This window comes from Nostoc linckia z4, assembly GCF_002608075.1.
Lineage (GTDB): Bacteria > Cyanobacteriota > Cyanobacteriia > Cyanobacteriales > Nostocaceae > Nostoc > Nostoc linckia.
In genome coordinates, this window is the sequence record NZ_LAHA01000014.1 from 52342 (window position 1) to 74969 (window position 22628).

A 22628-nucleotide genomic window follows, 5' to 3' on the forward strand; every position below is an offset into this window, starting at 1 on the left:
ACCATTTTGCGTGAAGCAGCAAGGCTACGCGCAAGCACACCTTCTTTGAGAACACCTGATGCCATTCATATTGCGACAGCTACAACATCTGGCTGTACTCAGTTTCTCACCAACGATCGGCAACTGAGGACAGTCACAAACTTGCCCGTTGTGATTCTAGATGAGGTGCTGACATCATGAGCGATCGCTTTTATCTTCCAAACTCGACATTTCGAGTTACAAATACGTTGGCACGGGCGTACAGCTGTACGCCCCTACAAGCGATTTATTAGTTGCAAAGTATTGTACAAACGCGATTTATCGCGTCTGTTTTCACGCCATTACCATCCCACCATCAACATTAAAAACTTGTCCGGTGATGTAGGCGGCGGCGGGGTCGGCGGCGAGGAACCGCACCATCCCAGCGACTTCTTCTGGTTGACCAAAGCGACTGAGGGGGATGAATTTGAGAATATCTTCGGTGTTGTTAAGGTCGCTAGTCATGTCGGTGGCTATGAAACCAGGGGCGACGGCGTTAACGGTAATGCCACGAGATGCAAGTTCTTTGGCAACGGTTTTGGTAAAACCAATTACACCTGCTTTGGCGGCGCTGTAGTTTGCCTGACCTGGGTTGCCCATTTGTCCAGCAACGGAGGTAATGCTGACAATCCGCCCCGATCGCTGTTTGAGCATGATTTTACTGACTGCACGAGTACATAAGAACACACCAGTTAAATTGAGGTCGATGACGGCTTGCCAATCTTCTGGCTTCAAGCGCAAAAGCAGCGTATCGCGGGTAATACCTGCGTTGTTGACTAAGATATCCACACGCTTAAACTTTTCCATGACGGCGTTAACTAGCGCGTCTACTTCCTCGACTTTGGAAACGTCTGCTTGGAGAGCGATCGCCTGGCCTCCGGCTGTGGTAATTTCTGTAACAACTGCCTCCGCTGCTGCACTGGAACTGGCATAATTAACAACTACGATGGCTCCTTGTGTGGCTAATTCGATGGCGATCGCTCGTCCAATTCCCCGCGAAGCACCTGTGACAATTGCGACTTTATCTTTTAATAGTGTCATTTAATGTCCCTCAATCTTCAGAATACCGCGCTAATTATCTTATGGCGATTTAGGGAACATCTGAAATATTGTTTGGATAAAATCTTACTATTGGGCGGCGATAATCTTACTAGGATGATGCAATTTGGATAACTAATTAGCTAGATATAACTCGATTAACATGAATTAACTGTCCTTTGAAGCTTTCAAATTGAGTAATAACTTGGTGTATACGATTAGCAAAATTTTCCCAGTTACGATCGTCTCGGCAAATAATAATACCACTATGATCTGGATGATTATAATGTAATTTTAGGAAATCTGTACGATTAAGAGTTAAGATAGCACGTTCTTCCTGAGTAGCAAATTCTAACACTTGCAAATCAGGAATCTTATGATTCGCTTTTCCTGCTTCCTGTACTGTTAAAATATCATGTCCTAATGAGCGCAGAATTTCTACCACCGCACGAGGAAAATGTTCATCTGCGTAGAGACGTGCCATTTATTCTGCTTCCTCATTTTCTTTAATATCCTGTGCAATTTCCTCATTAAATGCCTCTGCATAGGCCCAAGCATTTGCTAAATCTGTTGCTGATAAACTTGGATAATTACTCAGTATATCTGTTTCACTATATCCTAAATTACGAGCATGGACTAATCCCCAAACGGGGATACGAGTGTTAATAATGCAGGCTTTTCCACTACATATTTCTGGTGTTTTCTCGATGCCCTCCCAATGATTAGCAAGGCTTTGGGAAAGAATGTTAATAATTTTAGCTTTTTCGGCTGGTGTTAATTTGAGTAATTTAGCTTCTAATTCTTTGAAGATCATAATTTTCGTAAAAATTAACTATCTATACTTATTTATTTGCTAATGAATTGATAACGTTGAACAATATATTTATTGTTGGTTCAATTATAGCTGCGTAGGTTAGCTTGTTGTAGAGTAGACATCACCAGATTGTATAAACTGCCAACTGTGTAGACATCAATCTCATTAAATTCTGTATAATTATTCAGTTAGTTAAAATCAGTTCAAATAGACATTGAACTGGTATGCACAAAATAATAAAATTCTTCTATTTTATTAGAATTATTTAATATTTTTCCTAACTAACTAGTCCATATTGATTAATGTAATCTTTTCGTGAGAAAAAATCATAAACATATACCGATTTTATATTCTAAGAATTACCATTGAAACAAACAATTGAAAAGCGGTGTGTATCACATGGCAACTAAAAAACAATTTAACAGCTTTGAAGAAATGCTGTCTGATTCTGATGTGCCCGTATTGGTAGATTTTTACGCTGAATGGTGCGGGCCATGCCAGATGATGGTGCCAATTTTAGAACAAGTGAATGCCCAACTCAAGGATCGTCTGCGAATTGTGAAAATTGACACGGAAAAATACACGCAATTGGCTACTCAGTATCAAATTTATGCCCTACCAACCCTAGTCTTATTCAAGAAGGGTCAGCCTGTGGAGCGAATTGAAGGTGTTAGACAAGCAGCGCAGTTAGTGGAACATCTAAAAACATTTGTTTAAATTAAATTGAGAATTTGATGTTAGTTCCCAAAGGCGCGAGATTTCGCGTCTTTTTTAGCTTTTCATCCTATTTTGGATTTGAGATTTTAGATTGTTATCTTATATCAAATAATTAGAGTTGTTAAGCCTCTTCCCGCTTTGGTAAGAGATTTCGAGGAGGTTTTTGGAATCTGTCGAATTCAGGTTATTTTACCGAATTAATAAGCGCTTAGTACCGTCGCCCTACTGGAAGAATCGCCATTTGATTGAACTACTAGCAAGTGAAATCTTAAGCAAACATTAAGCATATCTACTTATATGTCTTGAGAAAGTAGCCTAAACATTAAGAGAACTATATTGTGTAGAAATAATAATTTTTTTTGACAAGTGAGGCAAATTATGGATAACAAGCCACAAATGCCCAATAAATCTTATATTTGGGTGAATATTGATTTTGATAAGGTGAAAAATAGAATAAATATAGTGACTTCCAAGATTGAGCAAGTGATCCAAAAGTACCAATTTTCAACTAAAACTCGTGACTCTGGTAAAAGAAACAATTAGGTTGTTTGCTAATTGGACAATAGTTTCGATTGTTGACAGCAGTTTTGAGTGCTGTAATGTTTGCTGTTGAGTTTCTTTGCTTAAGAACGTCTGACATTCAAACAACACCATTCTTTGCGTTTCCAGAGAGTAGCGACTACCCAGTCATGTTTTTCTAAAGCATCGGCTACAGCTTTGGATTGTTCGAGTAAAATACCGCTGAAGATAGCCCAAGTGTTAGGCTTAGCGATCGCACTCATTTCTGGAACCAACTCAATAATCACATTAGCCAAAATATTGCAAACAATACCGTCTACTGGATTTTCCAGCAATTTTGTCAAAACGTCTATACTTCCCTGTGCAGGTATTAAACGTTCTGGGCTAATTTCATTCAAAGTACGATTGCTGATAGTTGACTGCACCGCCAAGGGGTCAGTATCCACTGCATAAACTTTCTCTGCTCCCAGTAGCAGCGCTCCGATGCCAAGGATACCAGAACCGCAACCAATATCAGCGATTACCGTATGTTCTTGTTTGCTATCAGTGCTGACAAAAGATTGTGGTACTTGACTCAGACGCATTTCTAACGATTCTAAACACAACTGAGTCGTGGCATGATTTCCTGTGCCAAATGCTACACCAGGATCGAGACGAATGACTAAGCGTTCGGTTGTTTCTGGTAATGGTAGCCAAGCGGGGTTAATCAAAAAGCGATCGCCAATTTCTTGGGGTTGCCAATATTGCTTCCAGCTAGTGGCCCAATCTTCTTCATCAATCAATTCCCAGCGCAGGCTGGGAGATGAAAGCCCTACACAAAGTGCATCTTGACGCAGCCGCAATGATAGTGCAGCCAAATCTAGTAATTGTGTTTGAATTGTCGGCAAATAACTCCTAATTAAAGAGGAATTTCCTTTGCTTTCACTAGCCATACCACGACAGCCAAAGTCTTCCAGCCGCCAAAAGATAGAATCTTCTAGGTCTGGTTCGCATAAAATTTGTAGTTCCCACCAAGTGTTTGCCATATAATTTTAGATTTTAGATTTTAGATTTTAGATTAGGGAATTGGTAACAGTTAATGGTCAATGGTAAAAACAATGAGCAATTATCCATTACCAATCCAAAATCCCTCTTGGAAAGTTCTGAGCGGCGGAAGCCGCCGCTCAGACTTTCCGCAAAATCTCAAAATCTAAAATTAAAGTGTTACTGTATAAGCGTCCCGAATGCCAGGGACTTTAATAATCTCATCTAAGATGCCCTCAGGTAAAGGGTCATCTATACTCAGAGCCATGACTGCATCGCCACGGACGATTTTTCGACCGACTTGCATACTGGCAATATTCACATTGAAACTGCCAAGCAGGGAACCGAGTTTACCGATAATCCCTGGCATATCGCGGTGTAGGGTAAACAGCATATATTTACTGGGTGGGACATTAATGGGGAAACCGTCAACATCGGTGAGATGGATTTCTTTCTCGCCCAACAATGCACCAGTGACAGAATGAGTACCCAAAGTACCAGTGGCTTCTAGATGTAGGGTACCGGCATAATCTCTAATGGAAGCATCGCGGGTTTCAATGACGCGAATACCTCGTTCTTTGGCTTCGATGCTGGCATTGACGTAATTTACCCGTTCCCGCAAAGCTTGATAAAGTAGTCCTTTGAGGGCAGCTACTACCAAAGGCTGACTTTTATTGGTTGCAAGTTCGCCTTGGAGGCGCACATTCAATACTTCTACTCGTCCACCGGCTAGCTGTCCCACCAGATTACCTAGAGTTTCTGCTAGTTGCATGTAGGGTTTGAGTTCTTCTAAAACATCGGGGCCGAGTCCGGGGATGTTGACGGCGGAACGTGCGGGTAGTCCTAAGAGTACATCCCGAATTTGTTCGGCGACATCAATGGCTACATTGACTTGGGCTTCTGTGGTGGATGCTCCCAAGTGGGGGGTGAGGATGACTTCCTTGCCTAGCGATCGCAATTCCGATTCACCCAATGGTTCTGACTCGAACACATCCAAGGCTGCACCTGCAATTTTACCAGCTTTGATGGCTGCTGCTAAAGCTGTTTCTTCAATGATTCCACCACGAGCGCAGTTGACGATCCTGACTGTGGGTTTCATCTTTGCCAAGGTTACGGCATTGATTAAGTGGGTAGTTTCTGGGGTTTTTGGGATGTGTAGGGTGATATAATCTGCTTGCTGGAAGAGTAAATCCAGTTCTACCAACTGACAGCCAATTTGTTCGGCTCTTTCTGTGGAGATAAAGGGGTCGTAGGCTAGTAATTTCATCCCCATTGCCTTAGCCACAGCGGCCACATGGGAACCAATTTTACCCAAACCGACAATACCAAGGGTTTTTTTGTAAACTTCTGCGCCGATAAAGCTATTGCGATCCCATGCACCCCGTTTCACCGAAGCATTAGCATCGGGGATATGGCGAGACAAAGCTAAAATCATTGCTACAGCGTGTTCAGCAGCAGCGATGGTGTTTCCTTCTGGAGAATTAACTACCACAATTCCTCGGCGTGTGGCGGCGGGAACATCCACATTATCCACACCCACACCGGCACGACCGATGATTTTTAGTTGCGTACCGGCTTCAATAATTTCTTGGGTGACGCGCGTACCAGAACGAATCATTAGCGCGTCGTACTCTCCAATAATTTCTATTAGTTCTGCTGGTTTTAGACCTGTTTTGACATCAACAGTAGCAACTTGGGAGAGAATGTCAATTCCAGCTGGGTCAATGGAATCAGAGACAAGAACCTTAGACATGATTAGTTTATTTAAAGCTACAGGTTTTGCTGCACAAGACTTTTTAGTTTAGTCTTTATCTGTCGCAATTCAGCAAAAATTATCCGTTTTAATATCAACTTAACCTTGAGTTACACTCTGTGGTGATACGGGAGCGCTAGTTGCTTGTGGTGATGGCTGCTGCCTCCTAGTGTTTGTACATGAGTGGGTGTTTGCACTACCCTGTCGCTAAATATAAAGCATCAATGGCATAGAACTCGATATATTTATCAATAGTTAAGAGTTACCAAAAATTTTGCCTGCTTCAGCAAGTTTGCGGAATGTTCATACTGCTTATCCGAACCATATTGCGATCGCTTCCAATACGGTTCGGGAAAAGGGAAAAGGGGAAAGGGGAAAGGTTTCAAATACATCCAAATCCCCTTACCCCTTAACCTTTTCTCAGACCACAAGGCAAGTTCATACTGCTTATCCTAACCGTATTGCGATCGCTCCTATTGATTTGTGAGAACATGTCTTGCACTGGAAATCGCTATAATTCTGGTGAGGCAAAAAACCAAGTATCATTTGAGTTTTGGGAAAACCAACTATGTTAGAGTACAACTTGCCAAGGTACTTGCCCTCAGCCGAGGAACTACCGGACTCTGATGAAACCCCTGTGGATAATGAACTACAAGAATTGATACCAGGTTTGCTTAAGGCGATACTGCTAATACTTTGGGCAGAACGCATGGACTGGTTCTTTGGCATAGATATGGGTATTTATTATCACCCCGATAAACCTGCGATCGTGCCAGATGGGTTTTTGAGCTTAGGAGTAGAAAGGTTTTATGATGAGGAACTACGCCCTAGTTATGTGCTGTGGGATGAAAACGTTCTACCGATTTTAGTATTAGAAGTTGTTTCCCAAAATTATCGCAAAGAATATAGTACAAAATTGGATGAATATGCAGCATTGGGTGTACTTTACTACGTCATTTATTCTTCTCGCCGCCGCCGCAAACCACGCCTGGAAGTACATAAGTTAGTTAATGGTAAGTATGAATTACAGCAGGGTAACCCTGTTTGGCTACCAGAAATTGGTTTAGGAATTGGTTGTGAAAGGGGCAATTATTCGGGAGTAACGCGGGAATGGATGTATTGGTATGATGAGGCTGGAAAACGCTATCCCACACCAGCAGAACAAATTAAACAAGAAGTAGAACGCGCTCAACAGGAAGCACAACGCGCTCAACAGGAAGCACAACGCGCTCAACAAGAAGCACAACGCGCTCAACAGGAAGCACAACGCGCTGAAATTGCAGAACAACGCGTTCAACAATTGGCAGAACAATTAAGAGTGCTGGGAATAGATCCGGATAATTTAGGTTAGCTAAATATTTGAAAATGTTTTCAACAAATTTACTACTAAAAGCTGCCAGTCAAGAAAAACTATTGCTTTTTAGGAATAACGCTTCTAATTCCACTTTTATGAGAAACAGTATCACCTTTGTAACGAGGGATGATATGAATACTAGCGTGCATAATATTTTGACCTGCTTCTCGATTAATATTCATTCCTACATTAAAGCCATCAGGCTGAAATTCTGTTTTGAGAATTTCTTGGACTTTATTTACCATCAACCAGCAAGCAGATTGTTCTTTAAATGATAGCTCAAAATAATTACTCGTATGACGTTTAGGAATAACTAAAACATGTCCTTTACTTATAGGATAGGCATCAAATATAGCATAAGCGGTGGCTGATTCAGTTAAGAATTTGAGATTTTTACGGGGATTACAAAATATACAACAATTAGATGAATGTTGCTGATGATTATAGTGAATATATTCATAAAGTTCTCGATGTTCATCTAAATAAAGTGAAGAAAAAGGAAGTTTGACAATACATTGATATGTAGGTTTTTGGTGAATATAATGTTCGCGGAAACCTTCTTTTTTGATTTCTCTTCTCACAGCGTAATAAGCTTTACCTCCGGATTGTAATAAGTGTGAAACTTGCATCAGAATATTAGCTTGTTCTTCCACAAACAAAACATTTAAAACATAAAAGCAAATTATGGTATCAAATTTATTCTGAGGATATTCTGGGAAATAATAGGGGTCATAACCTGTAATATCACAACCTTTTTGGCGTAATATTTTCACATCATTACCAAAGCCACAACCAAAGTCTAGTATTTTGCCTTGTAATAGGTTTTGATTTAATAAAAACTGTGCTGGGAATGATAGATAATTTCTTTCCATTGCAGTCAAATGACTGAATTGATTTTTTTGCTGTTTCATAATAATTTTGGTGCAGATGTCCCAAAATTATTATTCCCAGCATTTCTTGAAGTTATGCGATGTCTACGCATCAGGGTCAATACCTAATTCGCGTAACCTTGCTGCTAATATATCAGCACGTTGGCGTTCCTGTTCAGCACGTTGGCGTTCCTGTTCAGCACGTTGGCGTTCCTGTTCAGCACGTTGGCGTTCCTGTTCAGCACGTTGGCGTTCTTGTTCGGCTTGTTCGCTACTCCACAACAGCAAATTTCCTTCTGTATCCCACCAGCGCAGCCAATTTGTAGTTTGGCAAAGTCTTTCGCCATACCAAATTCCCAGGAATAAATCTAACTCAGGAACCCGAAAGCGTCCATTGCTGTCTCCTTGCTGCAAAGTATATCGCCCATTTTGCAAGCAGCGTACTTCTAAACTGGGTTCGTAAGGATCGTAGGTTACGTAAGTTGGAACCTTAAGAATGCGTTCGTAGAAATAAAGTTTACCATAAGGTGGAGTTGAGCGAATCGAAAGTTCTCCGCCTTCTGTGTCTGAGAGAAATTCCATCACCACAGCAACAGCACCACCTTCTAAATTCTGGGTATAGCTACGGCGAATTACATCAGCAGCTACAGGGTGTACTTGAGGTACATAAAACCAGTCTGGGGCTTTAACGACGATTTTTTTATTGACTGTGGCGACAAGTCCAAAATTAGAGCCAATTAACATTTGCGGTTGAATGCGTCCTGCGGTTCCCAAAGCATCGGTAAGCGCCGCAGCAAGAATTGGTTGTTGAATATTTTCCACAGGATCGTCAGGTAAAATAAAATCGGCTGGGAGTGCTTCCCAAGTCACAATTGGTTCTTTTTGGGCGGGCTGAATTTGTAGAACCATAAAACGACTCCTAATATTAATTTAAAAATTATCAGTTATTAGGTTTGTTTAACATACCACATCTAAAATAGTTCTAATATTTGTAGAAATATAAAGTATTAAATTATTTCATTAAACTAAAGTGTAACTATAGGAATCTGATTTGATATCTGAAATTATTTGCGTGGTGCGCGTTCGCGCAGCGCAAGCGCCATAGGGAGGGAACTCTTAACAGAGAATAGGGAATAGGTAAGAAGGAATCAAAGCGGATTCCCATATATTGGTAGGAAATACCTAAATTAGTTATAAATTATCACAGACAACAAAACTTGTCTTCATCATTGCACCGAATCAAACTTTTATTCTTGATGCAATATTGATAGTATTGATTTAAAGACTTGTGGAATCTGCTGTTTGTAAACAGACTGGACTTGCATAAATTACTATTAACAACTTTCCCCTGAGATTATGAGCCGCTTTGTCTCTATTTTTCTCGCAGGCTTGATAGCTTCTGCTTCAGCTTTGGCTATTTCTCCTAAAGCTGATGCCTCTTATATTGTTGAGTTGGATAACCATAGCTATCATCAAAATGATGATGCTAACTATGAGCTTCAGAGTCGTAACTACAGACGTGGTGATGATTACCGCGATCGCGATTTTCGCAACATTCGTGACGATGGCCGTCGTTATGACCGGGATAATCGCCGTTATGACCGGGATAATCGCCGTTACGACCGGGACAATCGCCGTTATGACCGAGATAATCGCCGTTATGACCGGGACAATCGCCGTTATGACCGGGACAATCGCCGTTATGACCGGGACAATCGCCGTTATGACCGAGATGGCGACTTTCGTAACATCCGTAACGATCGCCGTCGCTATGAACGCGATCGCTACTGGAATCGTTATTAATGGCTCAGCGTTGATTTATTAAGCTTGGTTCTACTTGATGGTAGGACAAATACAATCTCTTTTTCCATTCATTCTAAAAGCTGACTTTTCGCTCTTATTGGCAAAACCTCGCTTCTATTTCCTAGTTAGCAAGCTTTTTAGGGGTTAGGCTTAGCATTAGTTTTTGTACAGAGATGAAAAGTCAGATTTCATCTGTTGCAACTTTACATTCCCTGTTCCCTTGGTTGTGTTAATTCTTTTAAAAAAGCTAATGCAATCAGTTTATCAAACAGAATACATGCGTTATATCATGTCTGCCTAATCACTTATCAAAAAAATTCTCCGCGTAAGAGCGTCTCCACGTCTTTATGTCAGTCTTAATGATAAGTCTTCAACCGGACGTGATATCAGTCGTCAGAATACAGGAAAGGTATTTTGTGCGACTCGCTGATGCTACGCTATCAATGCCGGGTCTGAATCCCTCACTGAAAGATTGCTGAATTCTGAATTCTGAATTCTGTATTCTTCTTCAATAATATGCCTTATGCATACAACAAAAATTTTTCATTATACTTCAGAGGAAATTTTAATTTAATCCAAGGCAGTATATTTAGCTAATTTCTTTCTAACTTTAGGATAGTTTAATCTCGAAAAGATATATTTATAAATAAAAACATAGGTATTACAACTTATGTTTTTTAGACATATATTGTAAGACATTTATACCAAGTTGAGGTAAACAATTATGTCAGAGCAAGATCAATCTAATTTACTTGTGGAACTATCTCCTGAAGAGCAGGAAGTTCAAACAGGGGGTTTTTATGGCGGTTTTTACCCCTACGGTGGTTTTTCTGGTGGCTTGTATGGCCCTGGTTTGTATGGCCGTCCCTTGTATGGTCGTCCCTTTTACTTCTAGTAGTTCGCCAAGTCAACTTAGCTCTTTAAAGGGTAAAGGGGAAAGGGGAAAGGTTTTAAATCCCTTACCCTTTTCCCCTTACCCTTTCCCCAGCTCTCACAAATTTTTGGGTTGGCAGACCACTAGAATGGCTCCTCCTACTCCCTATTTTCAAGTTATATCAAGTTCGGATAATTACTGATAATTCAAAACTCTCCGCGTCTCCCCGTCTTTACGTCCCCGCGTCATATCATGTCCGTATAATTAGTTATGATTCTGTGGAACTGGTTCGGGGAGCGCATACTCTACAAAAAGGCGTTTCAGCTACGACGCAAACCGCCAAGACTGCGACCCACGAACCACAAATCTCTGGGAGAAATTAAGCTTTTTTGCCTAAATTTCCACTTCTACCAAGCTGTTCACAGTTTCTTCTACCAAACTGGGAACTTTAGCTTCTTGTTCAACTCCCAGGTCAAAGTCATACCACTCATCACGCCATTGCAGGCGAAACTTCAAACGCGTCCAGTGAGATGGAAGATTTGGACAAGCCACCGGGCCAAACTGAGTCATGCGGATACCGCCAAATCCAAATACCACTGCTTGCCAAACTCCTCCAGCACTGGCGGCGTGAATTCCTTCACCTGCGTTGAGTCGGACATCTTCTAAGTCTACCAAGGCCGATCGCATGAAATGTGTATAAGCTGCGGTTGGTTGATTCAAATCGCAAGCTAAAATGGCGTGAATGGCTGGGCCGAGTGATGAACCGTAGGTGTGGTCTGTACGTTGGTTGTAATAATCCCAATTAGCGGCAAGGGTGTTATAGTCATAACGCTCCCGCAGTAAAAACAAAAGCATTAACACATCTGGTTGTTTGAGAATCTGCTTTTGGCTTGTGGCTTCAATTCCCAATAGGCCTTGCAGAGATTTAGTACGCGGTTCGTAATCAGCAAAGTTAATGTCTTCTAGCTGGAAAAATCCTTCAAACTGCTCAATTAAGCCGGTTTTTACATCTTGATTCACGAATAAATTCTCTGAGATTTCTGCCCAATGGTGCAAACGTTCTGTGGTTAAGTTGAGTTTTTGCACTAATTGGGTTGAGGTTTCGGGGTATGCTTGCTTGAGCCAGTCCCACAGTGCCAAAGCTGATTGTAGATGCCACTGTACCATGAGATTGGTGAAGGCGTTGTTATCGACGCGATCGTGGTTTTCGTCAGGGCCAATTACATCGAGAATGTCATAGCTGTGGCGTTCTTGGTTCCACTGTACGCGACTTTCCCAGAAAACCGCCGTATCCAGGATAATTTCGGCCCCGTAATCCCGTATCCATTCATCATCGTTGGTGGTGTGCCAGTAGTGTAATGCTGCATAGGCGATATCTGCGTTGATATGCACTTCGATGTCACCACACCAAATACGGACTAATTCACCTGTGGGAGTCGGTACCCAGCGCGGGGTGACTTCATCGCCAGTAACAGCACTTTCCCAAGCAAACATCGCTCCTTGATAACCTGCTTCTTGGGCTTTGCGCCTAGCTCCTGGTAAAGTGTGATAGCGGTAGGTGAGCAAGTTCCGGGCTAAGGCGGGCTGAGTGTAGGTGAGGAAGGGAAGCATGAAAATTTCTGTATCCCAAAAGATGTGTCCGCTATAGGCAAAACCGGAAAGGCTTTTGGGAGGAATGCTCACTCGGTCATCGTTACGGGGTGTGACGGCTAGTAACTGGAATAGATTATAACGGACACTTAATTGAGCTTGGCGATCGCCTCCAATAATAATGTCACTGTCTTGCCACACTTGCTCCCATGCAGCAATGTGAGCCGCCAACAAAGTCGCGTACCTTGGTTCGCTACCAAGCCTTTCTATGGCTGCGGCAATGGGGAGTTCTGTCTCCCGTGAAGTAAATACAGTGACAATCTTTTCCACAGCCACCGTTTTTCCTGGGTAAAACTCAAAGGAGGTCGCCAAAGTGGGAGAACTGCAAACATTTTCGACACCCACAGCTGTAGTGTCATCATCTTCGACCACTAACTTAGCCACCATTCCCAATTGAATCGCTGAGTGCAAAGTTTGACTGTTGAGCCAGATAATTCGATCTACACCACCTTGATTTATCGTTCGCCAATGTCTAACACCTTGGGTGTGTGGTTCGCTATCAAACCCCGCTTCCACAGTCACTTCACCCTCGAAGTCTACGGATGTGATTTGAGTACGAATAGCTAAAACATGTCGATCTGCTAAACTAGCGAAGCGCTGAAAGTGAAAATCTAAAGTATGACCGCTAGGACTACGCCAGCGCACATCACGACTAACTAAACCCAAACGCAAATCAAGCCGACGTTCGTAGTTGAGAATTTCACCACTATCCATACTAAAGCGTTCACCTGCCACTTTGAGTGTCAATGGCAGCCAGTTAGGACAGTTCACAAGTTCAGTATGAGCAATTTTTACATCATCATAAACACCATGAATCAGCGTGGCACAAGAATCCTGAGGATACCCTTCCTCGAAACTACCTCGCACTCCTAAATAGCCGTTAGCAAGGGTAAAAACTGTTTCTTTATGATGCAACCGCGTTGGATCGAATTCCGTTTCAATAACGTTCCAATCACTAGTATCAATCAATTGCTGATTTTGTTGAGAATTTTGAGTGGACACGTTGAGCATGAGTAATAAAACCTATATCTTGGGACTGGCTGTGGACGGGATGAAATACACTCAGGACTAATAATCGGAACGGGATTTGATTTGGAGAATCACTTGTAGATAGGAAAATTTGATAAAAAGGATTAAAGGTGTACTTAGCTTGGCAAAAATTAAGTATGAGTCCCATATCAAATGATTCATTCCTTGTCTTTAGCATCTACACTTGCAATATAGGCTAAACACAAAAAAGCCACATTCTTAACAACAGTAACGTTTCATATTTCATCTGTCTACAGTTAGATTTCTTTGATAATAGAAGCTACAACTCATAAATCTTCATCAGAAACAAATTGCTACAGTTTTTCTCTAATTTCTGGTACACAGCAGAACTGAAGTTAAACGTGTATCGAATCTGGCTTGAAAATAGGGAGTAGAGAGTAGGGGTCAGATAAGCCTGTTTTTTCTTACTCCTGTTAATGAGTTACCCCAAATCTGTTGTTTTACCTTTGAACTGCGATGACCGACTTCTAAACTCGAAATGTCAAGCTTTTTTCTTGAAACTTCATAACTTTTTGTTCTTCTGCCAGAAGTGATATATTGGCACTTGAGCAGAAGAGGACAAGGGAAAGGGGAGAATTGACAGCCCACAGCAAGAAAAAACCCTTGTTCCAAATTGTACGATCCCCTGTCCTGTCTACGGCACGCTCCCGAAATATATATGAAATAATTTAAAAGGTTTGTGTCGAGATACCTAGTGGTCTGCCAATCCAAAAATGCGCTTGTGAGGGCTGGGGAAAGGGGTAAAGGGTAAGGGATTTAAAACCTTTCCCCTTTCCCCTTTACCCCGCCAAGTTTACTTGGCGAACTACTAGTGCTAAACATCAAGCGTTGGTATTAGGGACTTCCAAGTAAAAAAATATTCCATAGAAGATTGTTGACTGTTGACCGTTGACGGTTGACAGTTAACAGTCAACAGTCAACGACTTTAAGTGGAATAATTTATTTTTTGGAGTTCTCTTACAAGCCTTGTCTTGAGATATGGGATTGTCCCTTTCAACTCCATGCTGACCATCGCCAAAGCACCGCAAAATGAAGTATACGACTTTTTGAGCGAACAACAGTGCCAGTTTCTAAATAATCTCTAAGAAAGCGCTAAGAACCTCTTGGAATTAATCAACCATATCCTCGACTTAACTAATATTGAATCTAACAAAATGGAACTACAACTTGCTTCGACTTCAATTCAAGAACTATGCGACTCTTGTTTCAACTTTATTAAACCTCTAGCATTGCAAAAAAATATCCAGTTAAGCATACAAGTACCCGAAGAACTCCCACTCATCCAAGTTGATGAAGAACGCATTCGAGAAGCATTTATCAATTTGTTAAGCAACGCCGTTAAGTATACTCCAGAGGGAGGCAAAGTTTGGATTGAAATTCAACCACACCCCACAAACCAACATATCTTTTTCAGCATCGTAGATACTGGTATTGGTATTCCTTCGGATGACTTGTTCCAATTATTTCAACCTTTAGACTCTGATGAAAGTTCATACACTCGTCGTTCTGGAAACACAGGTTCAGGATTACTAACTGTGCAAAAAATTGTCGAGTCCCACGGCGGTAGTGTCCATGCTGAAAGTCAATTAGGCAAAGGTAGTAGATTCACAATCAAGCTTCCTTGGAAAAAGATGGGGGAATGAGGGATATGGCGAGGCGGTGAGACTCAGAAAATTTCGCAACTAAAAAATTTTCATAATCAAGCATAGTTGAGGACATAAGCTGAGGGTAAAACCTTGACACCAAGAGACTTTCAACCCTCTTCGCTATTCGCTACTATCAGTAATTATCCGTATTTCCTTTTAGCGAACAAGCTTTGGTGCAAAGATCCACAGACATTTTAATAAGTGATTATCCGGATTTGATATCAATTCCGTTTTAATACTTACAGTATTCTTAGATATTTACCTATTAATAGCAGGTTACTAAATTCCATATTTAAATATTTTCCAGTAGTGATACTTGGAAATATTCAAATAGAATGCAAAATATTTTTCCGTATTTGCACTGATTTTATTTTTCATAAAAAATTTCATACTTTCTAAGATAAAAAAATAGTAAAGAAATAGGGTTATATCAAGAATTTAGACTAAAACTTCCCTTGAATCAGAACTAAAGAAACACAGAGTATGTCAGACAGAGTTACTGAAGAGTTAGGAAATTTTTTCCAAACAATAGAAAAGCGATCGCACTTTCATGCAGGTTATCCATATAATTTAACTTGCGATTACAGTGAGATAGTTAAATCATTTAATTACATGCTCAATAATGCTGGAGATCCTTATGTAGAACCAGATTTTGGTCTCCATTCTCGTCAATTTGAGCAAGAGGTATTATCTTTTTTTGCCCAATTATATAAGATTCCCGAACATAAATTTTGGGGTTATGTTACCGCCGGGGGAACAGAAGGAAATTTATATGGAATGTTTTTAGCAAGAGAAATTTATCCCAATGGAATTCTTTATTCATCACAAGATTCTCATTACTCAATTCCCAAAGCAGCTAGGTTATTTCGCATCAAATATCAAGTTGTAGATTCTCAGATTAATGGTGAAATGGATTATGACCATTTTGCAGAACTAATTAGTCAAAATCGTGAGTATCCAGCAATAATAAATTTAAATATTGGTACTACTGTTAAGGGTGCCATCGATGATCTAGACAAAGTTCTAGAAATTTTAGAGCGTTATCAAATTAAAAATTATTACATTCATTGTGATGCTGCACTTTCAGGATTAATATTACCCTTTTTAGATGGCGCTCCCCAAATTAACTTTCAAAAAACCATAGATAGCGTGGCTATTTCTGCTAAATTCATGGGTTCTCCATTGCCTTGTGGCGTGGTTTTAACTAAGAAGAAATGGGTAGAAAGAGTGGAAACAATGATTGAATATATTGGTTCCAAAGACACAACTATTCTCGGTTCTAGAAACGGCCACGCTCCTTTAATTCTGTGGTATGCGCTGCAAAGCAGAGGTTATAACGGCTTAGCCAGAGAAGCAAAGACTTGTATTCGGAATGCTCAATATCTTTTTCAACAGCTTCAATTGAGAGAATATCCATGTATGCTCAATAAGTTTTCCACTACAGTCGTGTTTAAAAAACCTTCTCAAAGGTTAATTAAAAAATGGCAGTTAGCAAGTTTTGAAAATTGGGTACACATTGTAGTCATGCAAAACATCGATAGAGAGAAAATCGATACTTTTATTGATGAACTTGTATTAGAACAAAGATTGTTTGAGCAAGTAAAAGATTTACAGCTACAGACAGTAAGCTAAATTATGATGGGGCATGGGGCATGGGGTATGGGGCATGGGGTATGGGGAGATGGGGAGATGGGGAGATAGGGAGAATAATTCTTAATTTTTAATCTCAGTCAACAGTCAACAGTCACCAGCCAACACTCCCAATTACCAATGACAGTTTAGTTACTTAAAAAGTTTTTGTAACAAAAGTTAGCAGCAAGTAATGTTTCGACTTCTGCACCTTCCATAGGTGGTAAGAAGAAATATCCTTGTCCAAAATCACACTCTAATGCTTGAAGTTGTGCTAACTGTTCTACAGTTTCTATACCTTCTGCTGTGACAGACATATTTAAATTATGAGCTAAGGTTACAATTGCTCGCACAATTTCTAAATTCTCTCCTCGACTACCTATGTTATTAACAAAAGAACGGTCAATTTTAATAGTTTTTATTGGTAGCCGATGCAGATAATTCAAAGATGAATAACCAGTACCAAAATCATCCATATGTAACTCGATATTCAGCGCAGTTAATTCGGAAAGTACGGTATTCGCTAATTCAAAATTATCCATTAACAAACTTTCAGTAATTTCCAATTTTAAACTGCATGGTTCTAGTCCAGTTTGCTGTAAAGTCTGTTTAACTTGTTTAAAGATATCAGTTTGGGTAATCTGTTTACCAGAAAAATTGACGCTAATTGTCAAGTTTAATGAACTAGGAAATTGCTCATGCCATGTATGCATTTGTTGGCAGGCTTGATAAAGTACCCATTGCCCGATACTAACAATCATTCCAGTTTCTTCGGCCAAGGGGATAAAATCTTGAGGCGAAACAATTCCTCTTTCTGGATGATGCCAGCGTATCAATGCTTCAAAGCCAATAATTCTGCCAGTTATCAGCGAAACAATTGGCTGATAGTAAAGGCGAAATTCATCTTGCTTCAGCAGCAGTGCGTGTCGCAGAGCAGTTTCTAACTCTAAAAGCAAAGATGCACTCTCGTGCATTTTTTGGTCAAATACTTCATAACGTGCTTTACCAAGTGCTTTAGCAGAGTACATTGCCACATCTGCATCGCGGATTATTTGTGCTGCTTGCTGATAATCTGCTTTGCTGAGAGCGATGCCAATACTAGCATTAGTAAATACCCGATGTTCATTCAATTGAAATGGCAAAGATAATACCTTTTTAATGCGTTCAGCTATTTGTATGGCTGTATTAACATCATCAATTTTTTCAATTAAGATTGTAAATTCATCTCCACCAAAACGGGCAACTATATCTCCTATGCGGACAACTGATTTGAGACGATGGGAAATTGCAATCAAAAGTTGATTTCCTAGTAGATGTCCCAGGCTGTCATTCACTACTTTAAAGCGGTCTAAGTCTAAGAAAAGTACAGCAAATAAATAATTTTTATCCTGTTTGCTATGTTCTATTGACTGCTGCACTCGGTCGATAAATAAACGTTGATTGGGTAATCCAGTTAGCCCATCATGAAGGGTATTGTGTAGTAATTGTTCTTGTGCTTCTTGACGCTTAATAATGTCTTGTTGGAGTTGTTGATTAACTCGAATCAGTTCCACAGTGCGTTCTAAAACTAATTGCTCAAGCTGGCAACGATATTGGACTAATTCTTCCTCTGCTAGTTTACGTTGAGTAATATCGCGTACAATCACAACATACTCTCGTAGTTGGGGATTAAATGATCGTGAAACAGTAGATTCAACAATTCGTAGACCTTGGTTAATTTTTAAGGTTTGCTCGCTCCTAATAGACCATTGGTCGGGTTTGCCGTGATAGCAAATTAATAATTGATTTAAATTTTGTCCAAGCAATTGTTGAATACTCGATTCAAATAATTCCTCAGCCGCTGCATTTGTTTGGCAAATCATCCCGTTTTCATCTAAGACTAAAACAGTATCTGGAACTGTATCGAGAGTTGTGATAAATAAATTTTTTGCTTGTTTGCGTGCCTCATCAATAGCAACAATTTGTGGTAGAGTTGTCCAACAGGCGATCGCCACTCCTCCAAAGGAAAGCGTTACTAGTAAAATCGCTAATAAAGAGTTATGACTATCACCAGTAGTTTTGCCTAATAAATCCCGGATAAACCAACTGCTTGTAGCAGTAATGCAAATTAATGATACTAAGACAATCACCTGTAATACAACAAAGTCTGGACTGTTTTTAGTAGACTTTGTATCATAAAGGTCTGCCCAAAATTTTACAGATAAGGCCGCAAAATTTAGGCGACTTAGCAGTGCGTCTCCTAACATCAAAAAAATCGGTAATAACAATCCCACTACAAAATCTCTCCAATTCCAAGCTAAACCTCCCACTATCAGAACTATCGCTTCTACAAAGAAAAAACCAAGCGAACACCAAGGCCATAACACCTCAGCTTGACCTCGACACAACCATAATCCTAAATGTAGTCCCATAATTGACAACAAAAAACAAGTACCCGCCACCGTCACTAATTGAGATACATTTCCCAAATTTAAACACAGTAAACTCAGCACAAAACCAACTAAAATGGCAGGCCCAAGAACACCTTGACGAGAAACCACTGTAAATATTTGGGAAACCTGTCCGTCTAAACCAAGTTGATACAATATTCGAGGAGAATTAGAAACTGCCGTAGCAGAACTTAAAAGGCATGATACAGTAATTAAAAGTGTTACTAAAAAAGAAGCGTATTTACCCCAAAAAGGTAAAGAAGCTGCTAGCAAATTTAAAAAAACATCGTCGCCTATTGCTTGATTTGGAGCCGAACACATTAAAACCCAAGAACTGCCTAAAAATACTGGGGGAATTAAGCAAGCAGCCACCGTTAAAAACTTCAAAGTTTTATCTGGATTGTGGCTATCAGCAACAAAAGAAGAAGTAGTTTCACAAGCATAAATTGAATAGCTGGCCAGGAAAAACCACTTTGCCCATTCTTGAAAACTCAAGCTATGTATACTAACTGTCGGTAAATTAAAACTAGTACTTGAAAAGGTTAACCATACTACACCTTGAATGCAAAATAAAAACAGTAATAAAATCGCTGGAAACGCAAAAAATAAGTGCAGTAGCGCTAAAGCACGACTACCGCTGAATGCTACGATAAAGGGAATAGCTGTAAATACAAATTTTAAAAAAGTTTCTGGACAAACAATACCTAATGTTTGAAAATTGATTTTAATCAAATTTGTCAAAATAATTGCATACAGCGCTGGTGCTGCTGTCCAACTAAAAAAGTATCCTAAAGCTACGTAAAGACCTAAATAAGGAAAGTTTTTTAATAACCTTGTGGCATAGTTTGGTGTTCCTCCTGCGACTTCTGACCAATGTCTACCTAAACTTTGTACCTGCAAATTAAGTAAAAAAGATACAATAGTGCCAAACAACCAAATGAAGATAGCTTTAGACCCTAATGCTGCATGAATAATCGGGGCAGTACCAATCCATCCAACATGACCCGTTAACCCAAAACCCCAGGTTTCCAGATAACTCAGAGTACGCGGTAAACGCATTCGCAAAGTCTGATTTTTCTCTGCCTGTATAAAATCATTACTAGTCATTGTTTCTTAGCTAGATTTACTGGCCTTTTCACTCAATAACTGAATCTAGCTATTAAAGCTTCAGTATAAGTACTAGATTTAGTAAAAAATTAGCTTAATGATTACCAAGTTTTATAGACTTATAGCCCGTATTTTTCTCAAGACTAGTAGTCTGCCAACCCAAAAATGTTAGGTGGAGGTTGGGTAAAGGTTAAAGGGAAAAGGGTAATATCGTGTCCGCTTGATTACTTATTAAACCCGAAAAACCCCAAAGAGCCAAAGCTGTGCTTTGTCTCCCCTCAGAGCCTGCGGGGAGGGGATTAAGGGGTGGGGTGCAATGGCTGTGGGAATTATAACTAATTATGCGGACATGATATAAGGGATAAAAAATCTTTTCCCTTTCCCCTTTGTCCTCTAAAGAGCCAGGTTGCCTTGGCGTACTACTAGGGATGGAATGAATTGCTACTCGCCGTCTTAGTCATTAGTACTATCAAACACAAAAAATCGCGTATAACTACCAATGTTGCCCAAAAGTTAGGCAATTTTTATGATGCTCGTAAGGCTCAATTTGAGAATAACCCTGAGCTACGGAAACAGAAAGCTTTGTCCAAGCAGCAGTACACAGATTTTGCACTAGCATAAGAGCGATGCACTAAGCTTTTTGTACAGGGTAATATTAGGGGAGATGAGGGAGATGCACAGACACAAGAGCGGGGTGAAAGAGATAATTTTTCATTCTTCCCTATGCCCTATGCTCCATGCTCAATACCCAATTACTAACATATTTGTCAAATTAACTGTTAATTTTTTAGTTGTTGGGGTTTATAACAAGTGCAACAAAAAACCAAAATCTGGTATTCTAGGATTGTTAAACAAATTATTTGACTAAATTTACTAGATTAATACTAGATGTACTCAAAGCAACGTGATAGCAAGGCTTCCAAGAAATTAGCTGATGTAAACATAGGTGTAGACAAGGGTTCTCTACGCTTGCAGTTTAGTACACGTATAAGTCGTAAATTTTACGACAAAAAGCAATTCTATAAAGGGCTGGGTAGGAGCGATACACCAGAGAATCAACAGTGGGCTGAAGGAATAGCCAGACGGATACAGGCTGATATTGACCATCCAGATGGAGGACTGTTTGACCCTACCCTTGCTAAGTATCTGGATATAAAGCCGATGCTAGCTACAGTTACCCAGTTACCGACCGCAAAACCATTGCCGAAGTTAGGACTGTTTGACCCTACCCTTGCTAAGTATCTGGATATAAAGCCGATGCTAGCTACAGTTACCCAGTTACCGACCGCAAAACCATTGCCGAAGTTAGGTGAACTATGGGAAGAGTTTGCAGAATGGAAGTTGAATACAAAGCAGATAGAAGAGACAACTTATAGAAAAAAATATTGTGTTGATTTTACCAATCTTCTATCACCTTATTTAGACAAAACTTTCGATTCTCAAATTGCTAAAGAATTGATTAAGACTCTTTTAGCCAAGCAGAAAAATAAAGCAACTATCAAAACTTTGTTTGGTTTGTTAAGTGAAATGTGTCAACGCGCAATAGCCAAAAAATTATTAACTGAAGACTATCTCGCGGAAGTTAAAAAACACTACTCTTTACCCAAAAAATCAAAACAACTTTCAGAAGTCGAAGATTATCGCTCTTATACAGTTGAGGAACGGGATTTAATTATCAACTACATGAGAAATCATAATAGAGTAGCGATTAATCAAATGGCTAATATAGTTGAGTTTTTATTTCTCACCGGATGCAGACACGGGGAAGCCTTCGCTTTGCGGTGGAGAGATATTAAATTCGAGACTGGATGGATAATCTTTAAAGAGTCTTACGATTCACGAACGGGAATTACTAAAGGAACAAAAACAGATGTTGATAGACTTTTTAAAATGCAAGGAATGAGTAGACTAATTAATTTACTCAAAAGATTGTATGGCGATAGCAAAAATCCAGACGATTTAGTTTTTAAAACTAATGCTGGTAAACAATTCAAGGAACACACTTTACGAGGGGGGTGGCTGTATATTGAAGTATACAGAAAGGAAAAAAAACATAGATATTTAGGTGCAGTATCCGAACTAGCGGGACAAGGTAAAATCAAATATCTTAAACCATACTCAACACGGCATACATTTATTACCATTCAAGCAAATAACGGTGCTGATTTAAAACTACTAGCCGACAGTTGTGGTAATTCAGTAGATGTCATCATAGAACACTACTTAGATACAAACAGAAATGTCACTCTAAAAGACATATAAACCCTTCTGTCCTCTAGTTATCTAACAACTTGTCTAACAAATAATAAACTCTCTAGAGTGCTTATTTCTAGAG

General features: G+C 39.9%; 17 protein-coding genes. 8 read left to right on the forward strand and 9 right to left on the reverse strand.

Translation table 11 applies throughout. The features are described from left to right. Positions 1-6: 6 nt before the first annotated feature. Positions 7-180 (forward strand): type II toxin-antitoxin system VapC family toxin, encoded by a 174-nt coding sequence (locus tag VF06_RS42640; protein WP_257207583.1) that lies wholly within the window; start codon positions 7-9, stop codon positions 178-180. A gap of 132 nt (positions 181-312) precedes the next feature. Here the strand turns inward: VF06_RS42640 and fabG are convergent, their stop codons facing one another. The 3 genes from fabG to VF06_RS13970 all read right to left on the reverse strand — a co-directional run bounded on the left by fabG (position 313) and on the right by VF06_RS13970 (position 1870). Beyond that, entirely contained in the window at positions 313-1059 is a 747-nt protein-coding gene (fabG, locus tag VF06_RS13960) for a 3-oxoacyl-[acyl-carrier-protein] reductase (RefSeq protein WP_099066827.1), read from the reverse strand. A 136-nt stretch (positions 1060-1195) separates the two neighbouring features. Then, positions 1196-1540 carry a DUF5615 family PIN-like protein gene (locus tag VF06_RS13965; RefSeq protein ID WP_099066828.1) on the reverse strand — a complete coding sequence of 115 codons (345 nt, stop codon included), beginning with the start codon at positions 1538-1540 and terminating at the stop codon, positions 1196-1198. Beyond that, a complete protein-coding gene (locus tag VF06_RS13970; RefSeq protein WP_099066829.1) occupies positions 1541-1870 on the reverse strand; it encodes a DUF433 domain-containing protein in 330 nt (109 codons plus the stop codon). It abuts the gene before it with no gap. A 399-nt stretch (positions 1871-2269) separates the two neighbouring features. Between VF06_RS13970 and trxA the strand changes: the two genes are divergently transcribed. Next, positions 2270-2587: a thioredoxin gene (gene trxA, locus VF06_RS13975; RefSeq protein WP_099066830.1), complete on the forward strand. Its 318-nt coding sequence runs from the start codon at positions 2270-2272 to the stop codon at positions 2585-2587. Between the two features lie 623 nt (positions 2588-3210). Here the strand turns inward: trxA and prmA are convergent. Both prmA and serA read right to left on the reverse strand, forming a co-directional pair. Continuing rightward, positions 3211-4131, reverse strand: a complete 921-nt coding sequence (gene prmA, locus VF06_RS13980) for a 50S ribosomal protein L11 methyltransferase (RefSeq protein ID WP_099066831.1) — start codon at positions 4129-4131, stop codon at positions 3211-3213. 170 nt (positions 4132-4301) lie between these two features. Next, entirely contained in the window at positions 4302-5882 is a 1581-nt protein-coding gene (serA, locus tag VF06_RS13985) for a phosphoglycerate dehydrogenase (protein WP_099066832.1), read from the reverse strand. A 568-nt stretch (positions 5883-6450) separates the two neighbouring features. Here serA and VF06_RS13990 point away from each other — a divergent pair. Next, positions 6451-7233: a Uma2 family endonuclease gene (locus VF06_RS13990; RefSeq protein ID WP_099066833.1), complete on the forward strand. Its 783-nt coding sequence runs from the start codon at positions 6451-6453 to the stop codon at positions 7231-7233. Between the two features lie 59 nt (positions 7234-7292). On the opposite strand, the gene VF06_RS13995 is transcribed toward VF06_RS13990, so the two are convergent. Further along, the gene (locus VF06_RS13995; RefSeq protein WP_099066834.1) at positions 7293-8147 is read right to left on the reverse strand and encodes an HIT family protein; all 855 of its coding nucleotides are present in this window, start codon (positions 8145-8147) and stop codon (positions 7293-7295) included. 63 nt (positions 8148-8210) lie between these two features. After that, positions 8211-9014 carry a Uma2 family endonuclease gene (locus VF06_RS14000; protein ID WP_099066835.1) on the reverse strand — a complete coding sequence of 268 codons (804 nt, stop codon included), beginning with the start codon at positions 9012-9014 and terminating at the stop codon, positions 8211-8213. Positions 9015-9461: 447 nt separating this feature from the next. Between VF06_RS14000 and VF06_RS14005 the strand changes: the two genes are divergently transcribed. Beyond that, a complete protein-coding gene (locus VF06_RS14005; RefSeq protein ID WP_244917995.1) occupies positions 9462-9908 on the forward strand; it encodes a hypothetical protein in 447 nt (148 codons plus the stop codon). Positions 9909-10632: 724 nt separating this feature from the next. Then, the gene (locus VF06_RS40725) at positions 10633-10803 is read left to right on the forward strand and encodes a hypothetical protein (RefSeq protein WP_180267389.1); all 171 of its coding nucleotides are present in this window, start codon (positions 10633-10635) and stop codon (positions 10801-10803) included. Positions 10804-11175: 372 nt separating this feature from the next. On the opposite strand, the gene VF06_RS14010 is transcribed toward VF06_RS40725, so the two are convergent. Beyond that, a complete protein-coding gene (locus VF06_RS14010; protein WP_099066837.1) occupies positions 11176-13443 on the reverse strand; it encodes a glycoside hydrolase family 65 protein in 2268 nt (755 codons plus the stop codon). A 1193-nt stretch (positions 13444-14636) separates the two neighbouring features. On the opposite strand from VF06_RS14010, the gene VF06_RS14015 reads away from it, so the two are divergent. Beyond that, entirely contained in the window at positions 14637-15125 is a 489-nt protein-coding gene (locus VF06_RS14015) for a sensor histidine kinase (RefSeq protein WP_099066838.1), read from the forward strand. A 486-nt stretch (positions 15126-15611) separates the two neighbouring features. Beyond that, positions 15612-16760 carry a histidine decarboxylase gene (locus tag VF06_RS14020; protein WP_099066839.1) on the forward strand — a complete coding sequence of 383 codons (1149 nt, stop codon included), beginning with the start codon at positions 15612-15614 and terminating at the stop codon, positions 16758-16760. A 146-nt stretch (positions 16761-16906) separates the two neighbouring features. On the opposite strand, the gene VF06_RS14025 is transcribed toward VF06_RS14020, so the two are convergent. Continuing rightward, entirely contained in the window at positions 16907-20293 is a 3387-nt protein-coding gene (locus VF06_RS14025; RefSeq protein WP_099066840.1) for an EAL domain-containing protein, read from the reverse strand. An 888-nt stretch (positions 20294-21181) separates the two neighbouring features. Here VF06_RS14025 and VF06_RS14030 point away from each other — a divergent pair. Further along, positions 21182-22555 (forward strand): tyrosine-type recombinase/integrase, encoded by a 1374-nt coding sequence (locus VF06_RS14030; protein WP_099084274.1) that lies wholly within the window; start codon positions 21182-21184, stop codon positions 22553-22555. Positions 22556-22628: the final 73 nt, after the last annotated feature.